The organism is Pseudoxanthomonas sacheonensis (assembly GCF_010093305.1).
Taxonomy (GTDB): domain Bacteria; phylum Pseudomonadota; class Gammaproteobacteria; order Xanthomonadales; family Xanthomonadaceae; genus Pseudoxanthomonas_A; species Pseudoxanthomonas_A sacheonensis.
In genome coordinates, this window is record NZ_PDWS01000001.1 from 65,185 (window position 1) to 82,459 (window position 17,275).

Sequence of the window (17,275 nt, forward strand, 5' to 3'; positions counted from 1 at the left end):
GCCTCTATTGTTGGCTTCTAGTCTCATCGCTTCTTAGCGAGAAACACTTAGCTCGTACCCAGCAATCTCCTCATCGGCCAGCAACTGCCGCAGCTGCGCCAACGACGCCCTTTTCATCGGCCGCTCGTCCACGCCCGACAGCGGCGCTTGCCGCAAGGCATCGTGCGGAAGCACGGTCACGTCGAAGGTCAGATCCTCGGCGCTGAACACCCATACCGGAAAATCACCGCTGCGTTCGCGGTCCAACCGCAGATGGCGCGTGCGCGCGTCGGCGGGAATGCGGTGTTCTTCCAGGAAGCGCGGCACTGCTTCGGCGTCGTCGGTGTGCAGCTGCAGATGCACCGATGAATTGGCGTCGGCGGTTCCCTCCAGCACGGGACCGGCCAGGCGCGGGGAAAAACCGGCGAAGAACTCCAGCGCCCGCAAAGCGGCATCGCGGCGCAGACGCAGCGCCTGCTGTTGCGGCTGGCCGACGAACAGACGCTGGTACTCGCGCAGCGCGTCCTCTATCTCGCGGTTGCGCGGCAACGAAGCGTCGTCGTGGATGCCCAGGCGCTCGGCGGCTTTCAGCTTGGCCTGGTGGTAATCGCGGAAGCCGCCTTCGGCCATCAGCCGGGCCGCTTCGTGGGCCAACCGGTGGCGGCGTTCGCGGGTGCGGGTTTCGGCATGCTGGCGCGCGTGGTGCATGGGCTCCCTCCGCATCTGACCAGCCCTAACTGTACCCGATGCCGTGTTGCGGTTGTAGGAGCGCCCCCTGGGCGCGAGCTTTTTTGCCGGAGATCTCGCAGAGCAAAAGCTCGCGCCCAGGGGGCGCTCCTACAAGGGTCAGAAGATGTCGAAGGCGGCTTCGTCGGCGGCGGCGTTGTCGTCGGTATTGAAGAACTCTTCGCTCTGTATGCGATCCAGGTCCTCGGCCTTGACCCATTCGGTCGCACCGTTGCTGGTCACCTGCACCATGCCCTCCGGCGGATCGTTCTGCGCGATCGGCTGGTCCTTCAGCGCCTCGCGCATGAAGTCGATCCAGATGGGCAACGCGGCCTTGCCGCCGTACTCGCGGTAGCCCAGGCTGCGGAAATCGTCGCGGCCCACCCACACTACGGTGGAGTAGGGGCCGCCGAAGCCGCCGAACCACGCATCCCGGTGGTCGTTGGTGGAGCCGGTCTTGCCGCCCACATCCTCCCGGTTGAGGACCTTGGCCGCAGTGGCGGTACCGCGCAGGACGACATCGCGCATCATCGAGACCAGCTGATAGGCGGTGCGTTCGTCGATGGCGCGTGGGGCGACCACCAGGTTGGGGTCGACGGGCTTGGGTGCCGCGACGGGCTTCTTCGGAGTCGTTTCGGCGGGTGCTTTTGGTTTGCCGTCCTGGGCGGGACCGAAATCGAAGCCATCCACCACGGTGCTGGCCTGCTGCGCGGGAGCGCCGGCGACACCGCCGCCTCCGCAGGTGCGGCAGGCGGTGGCGGGCTTTTCCTTGAAGACGACGTTGCCTTCGCGGTCCTTGATCTCATCGATGAACCACGGCGTCACCCGCGAGCCGCCGTTGGCGAACACCGCATAACCGCGCGCCATCGACAGCGGCGTGAGCGAAGCGGTACCCAGCGACATCGACAGGTTGGGCGGCAGTTCGGCTTCGTTGAAACCGAACTGGCTGATGTACTTGCGCGCGAAATCCACGCCGATGCTGTCCAGCAGGCGCACCGACACCAGGTTGCGCGACTGCACCAGCGCCTCGCGCAGGCGCATGGGTCCGCGGAAGCCGCCGCCGTCGTTCTGCGGCCTCCACATGTGGCCGCGGCGGTCGCGGAACACCACCGGTGCGTCCAGAACGATAGAGGCCGGATTGAAGCCGCGCTCGAACGCCGCCGCATACAGGAACGGTTTGAAGCTGGAGCCCGGCTGCCGCCGCGCCTGAGTGGCGCGGTTGAACTTGTTGCCGGCGAAGCTGTAGCCGCCGATGATCGCCTTCACTGCGCCGTTGCTGGCGTCCAGCGATACCAGGGCGGCCTGGCCACGCGGGATCTGGTCGATCTGATAGGTGACTGGCCCCGCCGCTACGGCCGGCGCGGTTTCGCCGGGCTTGGTCGGGACCGCTTTCGGCGCGTCGGCTTTGATGCGGACCAGGTCCCCGCGTTTGACCAGCGCCGCCGCGCTCTTGCCGGTCCATTTGCTGGCCGAAGCCGGCAGGGCGACTTCGCTGGCGTCGGCCAGCACGACGGTGATGCCCCCGTCTGCGTTGGTGCGCGCCACTACGGTGGGAATCAGTCCGTTCTGCACCGGGATGCCGGCCAGATGGCTGGCCAGGGCGGAGGCATCGGCATCGGCGGTGACCTCGAAATGCCTTTCCACGCCGTTCCAGCCATGGCGGTGGTCGTACAGGCGCAGGCCGTCGCGTACCGCAATATCGGCCGCGATCTGCATGACCGGGTCGATGGTGGTGGTGACGTGGTAGCCCTTGGTCAGCACCTCGCCGCCGAAGCGCGCGATCATTTCCTGGCGCACCATTTCGGCCACATAGGGTGCATAGACCTCGACCGGACGCTCATGCGGCTTGGCGTGCATCGGTTCGGCCTGGGCCTCGGCGGCCTGCGCCGGGGTGATGTATTTGTCCTCCAGCATGCGCTCGATGACATAGACGCTGCGCTGGTGGTTGCGCTCGGGATTGCTGATGGGATTGCCGCTGGAGGGGAACTTGAGCGCGCTGACCAGGGTGGCGGTCTCGCCCAGGGTCAGCTGGTCCAGGGGCTTGCCGTAGTAGTACTCGGCCGCGGCGGCCACGCCGTAGGCGCGATTGCCGAAGAAGCTCTTGTTGAGATAGAGCTCCAGGATCTGGGGCTTGGTCAGCATGCCCTCGATCTTCATCGCCAGCATCATTTCGACCAGCTTGCGGGTATAGCTGTATTCCGAGCTCAGGAAGAACTGGCGGGCCACCTGCTGGGTGATGGTGCTGCCGCCGGCCACGCGACCTTCCTTGAGGGTGGCGGTCTGCCATAGCGCGCGCGAGATGCCCTTCGGGTCGATGCCGTTGTGGGACCGGAAATTCGAGTCTTCCGCGGCAATGAACGCGTCCTGGACCTGCTTGGGGACGTTCTCGATGTTGACCGGGTAGCGCCGGGTCTCGCCGAAAAGCCCGATCAGACGCCCGTCGCTGGCATAGACGTAGAGGGGTTCCTGGAGTTCGACCGTGCGCAGGGACTGGATGTCCGGCACCTTCGAGGAGACCACGTAATAGAGGATTCCCAGACCTATGGCGCCAAGCAGGAACAGGGCTGTGAAGGTGAAAAATGCCCAGCGCAGCAGGCGGCGGAAACGGGACATCCGGTCAGATTCCGATTGCAGAATACGTGGCGCGGGAGTATAGATGACTCGGGGTAGGGCGGTTACGTTCCGGGGGGAAACAGTGACTTGCCCGACATCTTTAGTGAACCGTGACAAGCCGCACAGGCTGGTTAACGGCTATTGCAAGTGGTGAAAACTTCGTTATTAATGTGAGGCGAGGCTTGACCTGCTTGTCGTGCCTGTCGGAAGGGGAGATACCGTGGGGCTTATACCTAAAAGCCAGTCGCCGCTCATTGGCGTCGACATAAGTTCGACCGCGGTAAAGCTGCTGCAGCTTTCCCGGGTCGGCAATCGCTTCCGCGTAGACCACTACGCCGTGGAGCCGCTACCGCCCAATGCGGTGGTCGAGAAGAACATCGTCGAGGTCGAGGCGGTAGGCGAAGCGATCCGCCGCGCCGTGACCCGCGCCGGGACCAAGACCAAGTACGCCGCTGCCGCGGTGGCCGGGTCGGCGGTGATCACCAAGATCATTCCCATGCCCGCCGAGCTGGACGAGAACGACCTGGAAGCCCAGGTGGAGCTCGAGGCGGTCAACTACATCCCGTACCCGATCGAGGAAGTGAACCTCGACTTCGAGGTGCTGGGTCCGATGCCCAACAATCCCGAGATGGTGCAGGTGCTGCTGGCGGCCTCGCGCTCGGAGAACGTGGAGCTGCGGCAATCGGCGCTGGAGCTGGGAGGCCTGACCGCCCGGATCATGGACGTGGAAGCTTTCGCGGTCGAAAACGCCTTCGCCCTGTTGTCCAGCGAACTGCCGATTCCGCACGACGGCGTAGTGGCCCTGGTCGACATCGGCGCCACCATGACCACGTTGAACGTATTGCGCTCCGGCCGCAGCCTTTACAGCCGCGAACAGGTATTCGGCGGCAAGCAGCTCACCGACGAAGTGATGCGCCGCTATGGCCTGACCTACGAAGAAGCCGGCATGGCCAAGCGCCAGGGCGGCCTGCCCGAGAGCTACGAGGTGGAAGTGCTGGAGCCCTTCAAGGAAGCCACCGTGCAGCAGATCAGCCGTCTGCTCCAGTTCTTCTACGCAGGCAGCGAATTCAATCGCGTCGACCAGATCGTGCTGGCCGGCGGTTGTGCCGCGCTGCCGGCCCTGCCTGAGATGGTGGAAGAGCAGCTCGGCGTGCCGACGGTGGTAGCCAATCCGCTGGCGCAGATGACACTCGGCCCGCGCGTGCAGGCGCATGCGCTGGCCCAGGACGCCCCGGCGCTGATGATCGCCACCGGCCTGGCCCTGAGGAGCTTCGACTGATGGCGAGGATCAACCTTCTCCCCTGGCGCGCCGAACGGCGCGCCAACCGACAGAAAGAGTTCTACGGCATGCTGGGCCTGGCGGCCGCGGGCGGGCTGGTGCTGTCGTTCCTGATCTGGTTCCACTACAGCCAGCAGATCAGCGGCCAGAACACCCGCAACCAGTTCCTGCAGGCCGAGATCCAGAAAGTGGAGGGCAAGATCAAGGAGATCGAGGCCCTGGACAAGCAGAAAGACCGCCTGCTGGCGCGCAAGAAAGTGATCGAGCAACTGCAGGCCAACCGCTCGCAGATGGTGCATCTGTTCGATTCGCTGGTGCGCACCATTCCCGATGGCGTGGCCCTGTCCAGCATCAAGCAGGAAGGCGAAATCCTCACCCTGGAAGGCCGCGCGCAGTCCAACGCGCGGGTCAGCAACTACATGCGCAACCTGGAAGGTTCGGGCTGGATGACCAACCCCGACCTGTCGATCATCGAGGCCAAGGCGGAAGAAAAGGCGGCTGGAGCGGCAGTCGTGACCCCTACGGCGCGCGCGCTTCCGTACGCCTTCACCTTGCAGGTCAAGCTGGCCAATCCCAACGCGCCCGATGCCGAAGGCAATGTGGCGGTTCCGCCCGCCCCCCCGGTATCCGGCAACGTCACCGCCCCGCCTGCCCCGGCTCCGGCGCCCGCCAATGCGGCGCCAGCGCCAGGCGCGACGCCGCCCGCCGCCGCGCCCGCAGCCGCTCCATCCAACACACCGGTTGAAAAGCCAGCGCCGACGAACGAGGGGAGGCCGGCGTCATGAGCCAGAAAAAAGTCAAACTCAGCGACCTCGATTTCAACAACATCGGCAACTGGCCGCGGAACTACAAGATCGGGTTCTGCGTGCTGGTGGGCCTGCTGATCCTGTTGCTCGCTTATTTCCTGCTGATCAAGGGCAAGCGCGAGGAACTGCAGACGCTCGAGAACCAGGAGTCCGACCTTCGCCGCGATTTCGAGGACAAGGCCGGCCGCGCCGCCAATCTGGAACCGTTGAAGCAGCAGTTGGCCCAGATGGAGCAGGTCCTGCAGCAGATGCTGCGCCAGTTGCCCAGCAAGACGGAAATGCCGGACCTGATCGTGGACATTTCGCAGACCGCCCTGTCCAGCGGCCTGGCCAATGAACTGTTCCAGCCCGGTCCCGAAACTCCCAAGGAGTTCTACGCCGAGAAACCGATCGCGCTGCGCATGGTGGGCAGCTACCACCAGTTCGGCGCGTTCGTGAGCGGCGTGGCGTCGCTGCCGCGCGTGGTGATCCTGACCATGCACGACATTTCGCTCAAGCCCCGGGACGTGAAGGGCCGGATCACCGACAACAGCGCTCTGGAGCTGTCCGGCACGGTCAAGACCTACCGGTACCTGGACGAAGAAGAAACCGCTGCGCAGGAAAAGAAGGCTGCCGAAGCGGCCAAGGCCGCCGGCGGTGCGGCCCCGCCTGCAACGCCAGCGCCAGCCGCCGGTGGTGGAGCATGAGCATGGCTCTCGAGAAACCGAATCGCTTTTCCCGCCGGCTCTGCGTGCTGCTGATCGCGGTAGCGGCGACCGGTTGCGCACGCAGCGTCACCAGCACGCCTGGCGAGGCGCCCAATCTTGAGAAATGGGTCGCCGATGTGCAGGCGCGCCCGGCGCCCGCGCTGGAGCCTTTGCCGGTCATGCAGCAGTTCGAGACCTTCGAATACGCCGCGCAGACCCTTCGCGATCCCTTCAGCGATGCCTGGAGCAATGCCGATAGCGGTGGCCTGCGTCCCGACCCGAACCGCCGCAAGGAAACGCTGGAGCAATATCCGCTGGACAGCCTGGACATGGTCGGCACGATCGGCAAGGGCGCGGGACTGATTGCATTGGTGATGGCGCCGGACAAGGTCACCTACAGGGTGCGCCCGGGCGCTTATTTGGGGCAAAGCGATGGCCGCATCACCGGCGTCCATGAAGATCGCATTGAACTTGTCGAACTTGTGCCGGATGGTGCGGGCGGCTGGCTGGAAAGGCCTGCGTCGATTGCGCTTGAAGATCAATGATTAGGGGATACACGATGACCGCTTCGAACGTTCACAGCCCGTTGCCCTTCCGGCGCTTGGCCACCCATGGGGTCTGCTGCCTCGGACTCGCGATCGGCTTGCTGGCGGTGGCCAGCGTAGCCACCGCCGCCGCGCCGGCCCCCGTCGCAGTGGCGGGCAAGGCCGATCCCGGCCGGCAAGCGACCGGCAAGCTGGAGATCGCCAACATCGACTTCAAGCGGGGCGATGGAGGAGCGGGCAGGCTGATCGTCCGTTTCAACGGCAAAGGGGCGATGCCCGACTTGCGCAACCAGGGATCTTCGGTGGTCGTGGACGTCGGCAATGCCGTCCTTCCCGCCGCCCTGCAGCGGCCGATGAACGTCGTCGATTTCGCCACGCCCGTGCAACGCGTCGACGCGCACGCTTCGGGCAGCGGCACCCAGGTGGTGCTGAGCACCAACGGTGCGTTCGAGTCCCTCGCTTACCAGACCGGCAACGAATACATCGTGGAAATCGTGCCGCGCGCGGCCCAATCGGCGATGGGCGCTTCGGCCTCGTCCTCGGTCGCCGCAGGTTCGGCGAGCGTGGCCGCCGCCCCGCGCGCCTACAAGGGCCGCCCGGTCACGTTCAATTTCCAGGACGTTCCGGTGCGGACCGTGCTGCAGCTGATAGCGGAGGAATCCAGCCTCAACATCGTGGCTTCCGACACCGTCCAGGGCAACGTAACCCTGCGCCTGGTCAACGTGCCGTGGGATCAGGCGTTGGACATCGTTCTGCGCGCGAAAGGACTGGACCAGCGCCGCGAAGGCGGCGTGGTCTGGGTCGCCCCGCAGCCGGAGCTGGCCAAGTTCGAACAGGACAAGGAAGACGCGCGCATCGCCATCGACAACCGCGTGGACCTGGTGACCGATTACGTCCAGATCAACTATCACAGCGCTACCGCGATCTTCAAGGCACTGACGGAAGCCAAAGGCATCGGCAACCAAGGCGGTGGCGGTAGTGGCAGTGAGCAGGAAAACGGCTTCCTGTCGCCGCGAGGCCGCCTGGTCGCCGACGAGCGGACCAACACGCTGATGATCAGCGACATTCCCAAGAAAGTCGCGCAGATGCGCGAGCTGATCAACGTGATCGACCGCCCGGTCGACCAGGTCCTGATAGAAGGCCGTATCGTGATCGCGACCGACACCTTCGCCCGCGATCTCGGCGCGCGTTTCGGCATCGCCGGGCGCCGGACGGGCACCAACACAGGCGCGATCAGCGGATCGCTGGAGAACAACGCCGACATCATCAACGATGGACAGACCACGGTGCCGGGTGGATTGAACGTCGATTTGCCTGCATCTGGTTTCATCGACAATGCCGCTGGCGCGCTGGCCTATACGCTGCTGGGCCGTAATTTCTCGCTCGATCTCGAGCTGTCGGCCTTGCAGGAAGAAGGCCGCGGAGAAGTGATCTCCAATCCGCGCCTGGTTACCGCCAACCAGCGCGAAGCAGTGATCCGCCAGGGTAGGGAAATCGGCTACGTGACCATTACGGGCGGCACTTCCGGCGCTGCATCGACGCCCAGCGTCCAATTCAAGGAAGCGTTGTTGGAGCTGAAGGTGACCCCGACCATTACCGATGACGGTCGCGTGTTCATGAACCTCAATGTCAAAAAAGACGAGATCGACAGCTTCATCAATATCGGCAACTACGGCGCAGTCCCGCAGATCAACAAGCGCGAGATCACGACTGCCGTGCTGGTCGAGGATGGGCAGACCGTAGTGATCGGCGGCGTCTACGAATTCACGGATCGCAGCAGCCTGGCCAAGGTTCCTTTCCTCGGCGATATTCCCTTCCTGGGCAATCTCTTCAAGAAGAAGGGCCGGTCGAAGGAAAAGGCGGAACTGCTGATCTTCATAACGCCGAAGATACTCTCGGTCGCCAAGCGCTGATCGCTGTGTCGTTGCGACACCGGAAACGGGGCCTTTGGGCCCCGTTTCCGTTTGGCTGGCCATGGCTGAACGACACGGAACAGGGTCGGCGATCAAGTGAACCATCCGTTCTCCGATCGGTCAGAATCGATCGATCTCCGATTCCGACGACGCGACAATGGATAGCCAGACCGCCGGCATTTCCGCCGATAAAGCCGTGGGCAGCGACAGCCCCCGCCTGCACCAAGCCTTCAGCCTGTTGCGCGAAAGCCTGTCCGAAACCATCGTCGGCCAGTCCGCGCTGGTGGAGCGCCTGCTGATCGCGTTGCTGGCCGATGGCCACCTGCTGGTGGAAGGCGCGCCTGGCTTGGCCAAGACCACTGCGATCCGCGCGCTGGCCTCGCGCCTGCAGGCCGATTTCGCCCGCGTGCAATTCACCCCGGACCTGCTGCCGGCCGATCTGACCGGCACCGAGGTCTGGCGCCCGCAGGACGGCCGCTTCGAGTTCCAGCCCGGTCCGATCTTCCATCCCATCCTGCTGGCGGACGAGATCAACCGCGCGCCGGCCAAGGTGCAGTCCGCCTTGCTGGTGGCGATGGGCGAGCGCCAGGTGACGGTCGGCCGCCACACCTATCCGTTGCCGCAGTTGTTCCTGGTGATGGCCACGCAGAATCCCATCGAGCAGGAGGGCACATTCCCGCTTCCGGAGGCGCAGCTGGACCGCTTCCTGATGCATGTGCGCATCGGTTACCCGGAAGCGGCGACCGAAGCGGAAATCCTGCGGCTGGCACGCGAACGTGCGCGCGACACCCTGCAGCACACCGCCGAAGCGGTATCGCGGTTGCCGATCGAAGACGTCTTCGCCGCGCGTGCGGCCGTGCTGGATCTGCACGTGGCGCCGCAACTCGAACGCTACCTCATAGAACTGGTATTGGCTTCCCGCGACGCCAAGCGCTACGACGCGCAGTTGGGGCGGCGCATCGCATGGGGCGCGAGCCCGCGCGGTTCGATCGCGCTCGAGCGTTGCGCGCGCGCGCGCGCCTGGCTGGCGGGGCGGGATTACGTCACCCCTGACGATGTGCGCGCCATTGCGCCGGACGTATTGCGTCATCGCGTGCTGCCAAGTTACGAAGCCACCGCGGAAGGGTGGGACGGCGACAGGCTGGTCGCGGCTCTGATAGAGAAAGTACCGCTACCGTGATGGAGACGAATCCTGTCGGGCGGACATTGTCCGTCGGGAGCGACACCCTTCCGCTCGCTTGCTCGGAAAGCGTGGCGGGCAGTGCCCGCCACACGCGTTGATTGCCGGGAATCGGGTGCCATGACCGACTTCGCCAGCGACGGAATCAGGCCTACGCTCGCCGAGCTGGTGGCCCTGCGCGCCACGGCGCAACGCCGCCCACCAGCGCGCAAGGGCCGGTACAACGCCGCAGGCCCGGCGCAATCCAGCGCGCGCGGGCGCGGGATGGAGTACGCCGAATCGCGCGAATACGTGGCCGGCGACGATGTGCGCCATATCGACTGGCGGCTTACCGCGCGCAGCGGCCGCACGCATACCAAGCTGTTCCAGGCCGAACGCGAGCGGCTGACCTTGATCGTGGCCGATACTTCTCCGGCCCTGTATTTCGGTACGCGCGTCCGCTACAAATCGGTGCAGGCCGCGCGGGCGGCGGCGGTGGCGGTGTGGGCGGCAGTGCGCGACGGCGACCGTGTCGCCATTTTGCGCGGCAGCCGGCAGGAGGCGCCGGTGCCTCCTGCGTCGGGTCCGCGCGGCGCGTTGCGCGTGCTGGACGCGCTGGTGCGCTGGTACTCGCGGCCGCCCATCGACGATTCGGGGCTGGCTTCGGCCCTGGATAGCGCCGCGCGCCTGTTGCGTCCCGGCTCGCGGCTGATCGTACTGGCCGATCCGCGCAGCATCGCGGCTGTTCCGGAATCGCGCTGGCCCGCGCTGGCCATGCACCACGAAGTGGTGGTGCTGCTGTTGACCGATGCGCTGGAAACCGAGCCTCCCCACGCATTGCTGCCGTTCTCGCTCGGCGACCATCGGGTCGAACTGGACCTGGGCAACGCTACGCAACGCCAACGCTGGCAGCAGGAATTCGGCCGCCCGGTCGAAAGCGCGCTGGAGAACCTGCCGCGCCGCGGCGTGCGCGCGTATTCGCTGCAAGGCGATGCGCCCAGCGAATCCTGGTTGCCGCTGCTCGGCCGCTCGCAATCGCAGGTGGCCTGATGCAGGCGCAGGAACTGGTGCTCCGCGACGTGCACGTGCCGCCAGCGCCTTCGTGGTGGCCGCCGGCGCCGGGCTGGTGGCTGGTGGCCGGTGCGATAGCGCTGGTATTCGCGATTCTGTGGTGGGTCGGGCGACAGCGCCGGCATCGGACGCTCGCCTGGCAGAAACTGTTCGATGACGCTTGCGGCGACAGCGCGCCGGCCGCGCAGATCGCGGCCATGTCGGAACTGCTGCGTCGCGCGGCGCGGCGCGTGGACAAGCAGGCGGACCGTCTGCAGAACGAAGACTGGTTGCGCCTGCTCGATGGGAAGAAGCAGAAGGCCTTCAGCGAAGGCGTTGGACGATTGTTGCTGGAAGGAGGATACCGCCGCGAAGTGCCGGCGGGCGAGTTCGCGGCAGTCAAAACGCTGGCGCGTGCGCGCTTCCTCGAATTGATGGCGGGCCGGAGATGATCGATTCCTGGCTCGAGACGCTGAAGATCGCGTTCGGCGGCTTCGCCTGGCCGTGGATGTGGCTCGCTTTCCCGCTGCCCTGGCTGGCCGGCTGGCTGTTGCCGCCCCATCGCAATATTTCGGCTTCGCTGAAAGTGCCTTACGGCAGGCGGCTGGATGCCATCGCCACGCGCGGCGGACGCCCGCGCCGTCTGCATATCGCAGCGCTGGCGTGGCTGGCGTGGTTCCTGCTTTGCGCCGCCGCGGCGCGCCCGCAGCAGCTTGGCGAAGCGGTGGCGCCGCCGCAAAGCGGCCGCAACCTGATGCTGGCGGTGGACTTGTCCGGCAGCATGAGCGAACCGGATATGGAGCTGGGCGGCAATGTGGTCGACCGGCTCACGGCAGCCAAGGCGGTGCTGGCGGATTTTCTGGATCGCCGCACGGGCGATCGGGTGGGGCTGCTGGTGTTCGGCCAGCGCGCCTACGCGTTGACGCCGCTGACCCTGGATCGCGATTCGGTGCGCGACCAGTTGCGCGACAGCGTCGCCGGCCTGGCCGGACGCGAAACCGCCATCGGCGATGCCATCGGCCTGGCGGTCAAGCGCCTGCGCGATCAGCCCAAGGACCAGCGGGTACTGATCCTGCTTACCGACGGCGTCAACACCGCCGGCGTACTCGATCCGCTCAAGGCGGCCGAACTGGCCAAGGCCGAGGGCGTACGCATCCACACCATCGCCTTCGGCGGATCGGGCGGAGGTTTTTCCATTTTCGGCCTCACCGTGCCCATATCCGGCGGCGGGGACGAGATAGACGAGGAAACGCTGAAGAGGATCGCGCAGGAAACCGGCGGGCAATCGTTCCGCGCGCGCGATACCGAACAGCTGGCCGGCATCTACGCCGAACTCGACCGCATCGAACCGGTGCGGCAGGAAGGAGCGCGTGTGCGTCCGCGCATCGAACGCTACGCGTGGCCGTTGGCGGCCGCCTTGCTGGTCGCGCTGCTCGCGTTCCTGTTGCCGAGGCGGTTGCAATGAGCGGCTGGATGGGCTCGCTGCACCTGCTGCGCCCGCATTGGCTGTGGGCATTGCTGGCCTTGCCTGCCTTGTGGGCGCTGTGGCGCATGCGCCGACGCAACGACAACGTATGGAAGGGAGTGGTCGATGCGCATCTGCTGCCGCATCTGCTGGAACAAGGCGGAAAGGCCGTGCGCGGCGCACTGTGGATCGGCGCGCTGGGGTATGTCATCGCCATCCTTGCGCTCGCCGGGCCCAGCTGGCGCCAGGGCGAGCAGCCATTGTGGCAATCGCACTCGCCGCTGGTGATCGCGCTGGATCTGTCGAGCAGCATCGCCGCTTCGGATCTGCCGCCGTCGCGCCTGTTGCAGGCGCGCGCCAAGCTGGCCACCTTGCTGCGCGAGCGCGCCGGCGGGCAAGTAGCGCTGGTGGCTTATGCGGGCGAGGCTTTCACCGTAGCGCCGCTCACCGACGATGCGGCCAACGTGGCGTTGTTCCTAGATGCGCTGGAGCCCGACGTGATGCCGGTGGATGGGCAACAGCCCGGCAAGGCCATCGCCTGGTCGGTGCGTTTGTTGCAGCAGGCCGGCTTCGAACGCGGCGATATCGTGCTGGTCACCGACCACGCCGATGCCGCCGCCAACCGCGCCGCGGCCGAAGCGTTGCGCCAGGGTTACCGCGTATCGGCGCTGGGACTTGGTACCGCGGCGGGCGCGCCATACCGCACCGCCGAAGGCCGCATCGCGCAGGCGCGCCTGCAGGCGGGAACGCTGCGGGCGCTCAGTGCTGCGGGCGGCGGCCGCTACCAGACTATCGCCACCAACGACTCCGATCTCCGAGCATTGGAACTTCTGGCGCCGCGCGAAACCGATGCCAGTGCTGCGCGCGGCAAGAAAGGCCTGGCGTGGCAGGACGAAGGCTACTGGCTGCTGCCGCCGTTGATGCTGCTGGCGTTGTTCGCGTTCCGCCGCGGTGGCGCGTTCGCCGCGGTCGCGTTGTGCCTGTGCCTGCCATTGGCTATGCCGACAACGGCACAGGCCGCGGAAAAACAATGGTGGCAGCGAACGGACCAACAGGAGCATGCGCGCATCGAACGCGGCGCCGATGCCTACCGCAAAGGAGACTATGCCGCCGCCGAGCAGGCTTTCACGGGCATCGACAGCGCCGACGCCTGGTACAACCAGGCCAATGCGCTGGCCAAGCAGGGCAAATACGACGAAGCGATCGCCGCCTACGATCAGGCGCTGAAGCGGCAACCGAAAATGGAAGACGCGATCGAGAACCGCAAAGTGGTGGACGCGGCGCGCAAGCGCAAACCGCAAGGCGGGCAGAACCAGAATCGAAACCAAGGCCAGGGCAAGCAGAAAGACCAGCAACAGAAGAGCGGGCAAACGGGCGACGGAAAAACCGAGCCCAAGCAACAGTCTTCCGACGCACAGGACAAGGCGGGCAATCCGCAGCAGACTCCGCCGAAGACCGGCGCGGGGCAAACGCCCGAACAACCGCGTACCCCGCAACAACAGGCTGCCGACGCCAAAGCGCAGCAGGCCGCCGATGCGGCGCAGCGCCAACGCATGCGACAGGCCATGGCCCAGGCAGGCAAGCAATCCGCGCAAGCAGGCAAGGACGATGCGCAGGCGGCCCGGGCTACGGAAACCCCCGAGCAGCGCGAGCGCAGGCAAGCCGTCGAAGCCTGGCTGCGGCGCGTGCCCGATGAGCCGGGCGGCTTGCTGAAAACGAAATTCCAGTTGGAATACGAACGCCGGCAGAAGGAGGGACAATGAAACGCAACCTGATCCTGGCGCTGCTTTGCCTGCTTGCTTCGGCCATGGGAGCGGAGGCGGCGCAGGCCGCGACCCGTGCCTGGCTGGATAGCAATCGGATAGCGCTGGGCGAATCGGCCACGCTCAACATCGAAACCGACCAGGCCGCCGCGACTCCGGACTTTTCTCCGCTGCGCGCCGATTTCGATCTCAGCGGCCAGTCCAGCAGCCGCCAGGTGCAGATGATCAACGGCGCGGTGACGGCCAAGGTCGTTTACGTCGTCAACCTCTCTCCACGTCGTGCCGGTACGCTGGCCATTCCCGCGTTGCGCGTCGGCGCCCAGAGCAGCCCACCGCTGGCATTGGTAGTCGAAGCTTCCGCGCCCGTATCGCCGCGCGGCAACGCGACCGCATTTCTGGAAACCGAAGTCGACGATCCCAATCCCTACGTGCAGCAATCCGTCGGCGTCACCCTGCGCTTGTTCTACGCAGTGCCGCTGGCTTCGGGCCAACTCGACCTGGACGCTCCCGACGGCGCCTCCCTGCAGCGCGTGGGCGACGACGTGCAATCGGTGCGCGAGCTCAACGGCCGCCGCTACAACGTGGTGGAACGGCGTTTCATGATGGTGCCCGAGCGCAGCGGCAAGCTGGTGCTTCCCGGCCCCCGGTTCGCCGGTCGCGGCGTGGGCGGTTGGATGGACGACCTGCTGGGCGGCAACAGCCGCGAGATGCGCGCCAACGGCGCGCCCCGCACGCTGGAGGTGCGCGCGCAGCCGGCCAATGCGCCGCAGCCCTGGCTGCCGTTGCGCGACCTGCGCATGCGCTACGTCGGCGCCCCGCAATCGTTGCGCGCGGGCGAAGCGGCGACGCTGGTGGTGGAAATCATCGCGCAGGGCGCCACGCAGGCGCAGATGCCCGAACTGCCCGCGCCATCGGTGGCCGGCGCGCAGGTGTTCGCCGAACCGCCGCAATACGATGAGACCTTCAACGCCGGATCCCCGCAGGTGAAGCTGACCCGGCGCTATTCGCTGGTGCCCAACGGCGCCGGCAAACTGGTCGTACCCGGAGCGAAGATGGCGTGGTGGGACGTGCGCGCAGGCGCGGCGAAGACCGCCAGCCTGCCCGATCTGACCCTGCAGGTCGCACCCGGCGCCGGCGGATTCGCAGGCTCGACGCTTCCCGCGACGGCCGACGCAACCGCCGCCGGCGACAGCTCCCTGCAGGCCACCGGCGAACGCGGGCGTCTGCCCGACAGCCTCTGGGTCTGGGTGGCGGTGGCGTTCGCCGGATTGTGGCTGGTCACCTTGATCTGGGCGTTGCAGCGCCGCAGCGCCGCACCCATTGCACGGCGTTCGCCTGCGCGCATGGATGAAGAATCTCCGGAGTCGCCACCCACGCAGACGCGGGCCGACCTCAAGCGTGCGCTGGATAGCGGCGATCTGGAGGAAGTGGGCGATGTGCTGTGCGGCATGTCCACACCGCCGAGCGCCGACCTGGATGCCTTGATCGCAAGGCTGGAATCGCCTGGGCAACGCGATGCGGTGGAGCAGTTGCGCCGGGCGCGATGGGCCGATGGCGACGGCGCTGCCGCACGTACGGCATTGCGCGAAGCGTTCCGGGACGGGCCTGTTTGGAGGGCCACGGCCAAGCCCGCCAAGGAAATCCTTCCGCCGTTGTATCCGACCTGATGGTTCGGGGGGGCGTGCAGGAGCGATGTAGGAGCGACGTGAGTCGCGAAGGCATGTTGTCTCCGACGGTTCATCGCGACTTACGTCGCTCCTACGTCGTTCCTACGGCCTCCCTTGGGAGGTTTGCTAAGCTGCGGCCTTGTCCGTAGAGGAACCACCGCATGAGCGATACGCCCGTTTCCGGCAGGAAGAAGCTTCCCTTGCACTGGAAGATGGCCATCGGCTTCGGCCTGGGCCTGCTGTTGGGACTGGTGGTGCATGCGACCGGCGGCGGCGATGCGGAATGGGTCAAGTGGGTCACCGCTTACGTGACCACCCCATTCTCCAAGGTTTTCCTCAATCTCATCTTCATGCTCATCGTGCCGCTGCTGTTTTCGGCGCTGGTGGTGGGCATCGCCGAGATGGGCGATATCCGCGCGCTGGGCCGCATCGGCTGGAAGACGCTGGCCTATACCGTGATCCTGTCCTCGGTGGCGGTGATCATCGGCCTGGTGCTGGTCAACCTGCTCAAGCCCGGCGCCGGCGTGGATCCGGCGCTCGCACAGAGCCTGCTGACCGACAACGCCGAGCGCGCCAAGGAAATCGTGGCCAGCGTCGACAAGCAACCGCGCGGCCTGGACATGCTGCTGTCGATCGTGCCCGACAACGTGGTCAGCGCCGCCGGCAACAACGGTTCCATCCTGGCGCTGATGTTCTTCGCGGTCATGTTCGGCGTGGGCCTGGTGCTGACCGAAAGCGAGAACACCTCCATCCTCAAGCGCGGCATCGAAGGCGTGTTCGAAATCTCCATGACCCTGATCGGGCTGGTGATCCGGCTGGCGCCGTATGCGGTGGCATGCTTCATGTTCAATCTGGCCGCCATCTTCGGTTTCGACCTGCTGGTGCGGCTGGGCGCGTATGTGGGCGTGGTGGTGTTGGCGCTCGCTTTCCACATGTTCGTGGTCTATTCGCTGGCCCTGAAGACCGTGGGCAAGTCGCCGCTGGCGTTCTTCCGCGCCACCCAGGAAGCCAGCGTAATGGCGTTTTCCACCGCCTCCAGCAACGCCACCTTGCCCACCGCGCTGCGCGTGGCCGAAGAAAAGCTGCGCCTGCCCAATCGGGTCTCGCGCTTCGTGCTGACGGTGGGAGCCACCGCCAACCAGAACGGCACCGCGTTGTTCGAGGGCGTCACCGTACTGTTCCTGGCGCAGTTCTTCGGAGTGGACCTGACGATCTGGCAACAGGTGATGGTGATGCTGGTCTGCATCCTGGGCGGCATCGGCACGGCCGGCGTGCCTTCCGGGTCCTTGCCCGTGGTCGCCCTGATCTGCGCCATGGTCGGGGTGGACCCGGTCGGCATCGGCATGATCCTGGGCGTGAACCACTTCCTGGACATGTGCCGCACCACCCTGAACGTGACCGGCGACCTGACCCTGGCCACGCTGGTGGCCCATGGTGAGAAAACCGACTGAAGCCTTCCGAAGGTTTCCCCCTTTGAAAAAGGGGATTGAGGGGGATTTGCTTTTCGCGCCAAGAGCAAATCCCCCATACCCCCTTTTGCAAAGGGGGCAAGAGCATGCGTTCCCCCGTTCGCCATGGGACAATAGGCCGCCCGAGCTACGGGCGACCTCACTGAAAATCGCCC

The 17,275-nt window shown here is 66.0% G+C and carries 14 protein-coding genes; 12 read left to right on the forward strand and 2 right to left on the reverse strand.

Translation table 11 applies throughout. From position 1 onward, the window contains the following. Positions 1-33 precede the first annotated feature (33 nt). A complete protein-coding gene (locus CSC73_RS00330) occupies positions 34-687 on the reverse strand; it encodes a hypothetical protein (RefSeq protein WP_163838480.1) in 654 nt (217 codons plus the stop codon). 138 nt (positions 688-825) lie between these two features. Further along, positions 826-3,318: a penicillin-binding protein 1A gene (locus CSC73_RS00335; RefSeq protein ID WP_163838481.1), complete on the reverse strand. Its 2,493-nt coding sequence runs from the start codon at positions 3,316-3,318 to the stop codon at positions 826-828. A gap of 220 nt (positions 3,319-3,538) precedes the next feature. On the opposite strand from CSC73_RS00335, the gene CSC73_RS00340 reads away from it, so the two are divergent. The 12 genes from CSC73_RS00340 (at position 3,539) to CSC73_RS00395 (ending at position 17,102) form a co-directional block, all read left to right on the forward strand. Next, on the forward strand, positions 3,539-4,597 hold the full coding sequence (locus CSC73_RS00340; protein ID WP_163838482.1) for a pilus assembly protein PilM: 1,059 nt from the start codon (positions 3,539-3,541) through the stop codon (positions 4,595-4,597). Then, positions 4,597-5,382: a PilN domain-containing protein gene (locus tag CSC73_RS00345; protein ID WP_163838483.1), complete on the forward strand. Its 786-nt coding sequence runs from the start codon at positions 4,597-4,599 to the stop codon at positions 5,380-5,382. The genes CSC73_RS00340 and CSC73_RS00345 overlap by 1 nt, the downstream gene beginning before the upstream one ends. Then, positions 5,379-6,089, forward strand: coding sequence for a type IV pilus inner membrane component PilO (locus tag CSC73_RS00350; RefSeq protein ID WP_163838484.1), 711 nt, complete (start codon positions 5,379-5,381; stop codon positions 6,087-6,089). The genes CSC73_RS00345 and CSC73_RS00350 overlap by 4 nt, the downstream gene beginning before the upstream one ends. Before the next feature lie 2 nt (positions 6,090-6,091). Further along, the gene (locus tag CSC73_RS00355) at positions 6,092-6,634 is read left to right on the forward strand and encodes a pilus assembly protein PilP (RefSeq protein ID WP_163838485.1); all 543 of its coding nucleotides are present in this window, start codon (positions 6,092-6,094) and stop codon (positions 6,632-6,634) included. Between the two features lie 14 nt (positions 6,635-6,648). After that, positions 6,649-8,547: a type IV pilus secretin PilQ gene (locus CSC73_RS00360; RefSeq protein ID WP_163838486.1), complete on the forward strand. Its 1,899-nt coding sequence runs from the start codon at positions 6,649-6,651 to the stop codon at positions 8,545-8,547. Between the two features lie 157 nt (positions 8,548-8,704). Beyond that, a complete protein-coding gene (locus CSC73_RS00365; protein WP_163838487.1) occupies positions 8,705-9,727 on the forward strand; it encodes an AAA family ATPase in 1,023 nt (340 codons plus the stop codon). 120 nt (positions 9,728-9,847) lie between these two features. Next, positions 9,848-10,756 (forward strand): DUF58 domain-containing protein, encoded by a 909-nt coding sequence (locus CSC73_RS00370; protein ID WP_163838488.1) that lies wholly within the window; start codon positions 9,848-9,850, stop codon positions 10,754-10,756. Continuing rightward, positions 10,756-11,208, forward strand: coding sequence for a DUF4381 domain-containing protein (locus CSC73_RS00375; RefSeq protein ID WP_163838489.1), 453 nt, complete (start codon positions 10,756-10,758; stop codon positions 11,206-11,208). The genes CSC73_RS00370 and CSC73_RS00375 overlap by 1 nt, the downstream gene beginning before the upstream one ends. Further along, entirely contained in the window at positions 11,205-12,221 is a 1,017-nt protein-coding gene (locus CSC73_RS00380; RefSeq protein ID WP_163838490.1) for a vWA domain-containing protein, read from the forward strand. The genes CSC73_RS00375 and CSC73_RS00380 overlap by 4 nt, the downstream gene beginning before the upstream one ends. Then, entirely contained in the window at positions 12,218-13,984 is a 1,767-nt protein-coding gene (locus CSC73_RS00385) for a VWA domain-containing protein (RefSeq protein ID WP_163838491.1), read from the forward strand. Before CSC73_RS00380 ends, CSC73_RS00385 begins: the two co-directional genes overlap by 4 nt. Beyond that, a complete protein-coding gene (locus CSC73_RS00390; protein ID WP_163838492.1) occupies positions 13,981-15,651 on the forward strand; it encodes a BatD family protein in 1,671 nt (556 codons plus the stop codon). The genes CSC73_RS00385 and CSC73_RS00390 overlap by 4 nt, the downstream gene beginning before the upstream one ends. Positions 15,652-15,812: 161 nt before the next feature. Next, complete coding sequence (locus tag CSC73_RS00395; RefSeq protein ID WP_163838493.1) at positions 15,813-17,102, forward strand: dicarboxylate/amino acid:cation symporter; 1,290 nt, start codon at positions 15,813-15,815, stop codon at positions 17,100-17,102. Positions 17,103-17,275: the final 173 nt, after the last annotated feature.

Excerpts from the sequence above, each read along its gene's own strand:
- CSC73_RS00330 (WP_163838480.1), bottom strand. The coding sequence starts at position 687 with ATGCACCACGCGCGCCAGCATGCCGAAACCCGCACCCGCGAACGCCGC.
- CSC73_RS00390 (WP_163838492.1), top strand. The coding sequence starts at position 13,981 with ATGAAACGCAACCTGATCCTGGCGCTGCTTTGCCTGCTTGCTTCGGCC.
- CSC73_RS00385 (WP_163838491.1), top strand. The coding sequence starts at position 12,218 with ATGAGCGGCTGGATGGGCTCGCTGCACCTGCTGCGCCCGCATTGGCTG.
- CSC73_RS00335 (WP_163838481.1), bottom strand. The coding sequence starts at position 3,318 with ATGTCCCGTTTCCGCCGCCTGCTGCGCTGGGCATTTTTCACCTTCACA.
- CSC73_RS00355 (WP_163838485.1), top strand. The coding sequence starts at position 6,092 with ATGGCTCTCGAGAAACCGAATCGCTTTTCCCGCCGGCTCTGCGTGCTG.
- CSC73_RS00360 (WP_163838486.1), top strand. The coding sequence starts at position 6,649 with ATGACCGCTTCGAACGTTCACAGCCCGTTGCCCTTCCGGCGCTTGGCC.
- CSC73_RS00350 (WP_163838484.1), top strand. The coding sequence starts at position 5,379 with ATGAGCCAGAAAAAAGTCAAACTCAGCGACCTCGATTTCAACAACATC.
- CSC73_RS00345 (WP_163838483.1), top strand. The coding sequence starts at position 4,597 with ATGGCGAGGATCAACCTTCTCCCCTGGCGCGCCGAACGGCGCGCCAAC.
- CSC73_RS00375 (WP_163838489.1), top strand. The coding sequence starts at position 10,756 with ATGCAGGCGCAGGAACTGGTGCTCCGCGACGTGCACGTGCCGCCAGCG.
- CSC73_RS00395 (WP_163838493.1), top strand. The coding sequence starts at position 15,813 with ATGAGCGATACGCCCGTTTCCGGCAGGAAGAAGCTTCCCTTGCACTGG.
- CSC73_RS00370 (WP_163838488.1), top strand. The coding sequence starts at position 9,848 with ATGACCGACTTCGCCAGCGACGGAATCAGGCCTACGCTCGCCGAGCTG.
- CSC73_RS00380 (WP_163838490.1), top strand. The coding sequence starts at position 11,205 with ATGATCGATTCCTGGCTCGAGACGCTGAAGATCGCGTTCGGCGGCTTC.
- CSC73_RS00365 (WP_163838487.1), top strand. The coding sequence starts at position 8,705 with ATGGATAGCCAGACCGCCGGCATTTCCGCCGATAAAGCCGTGGGCAGC.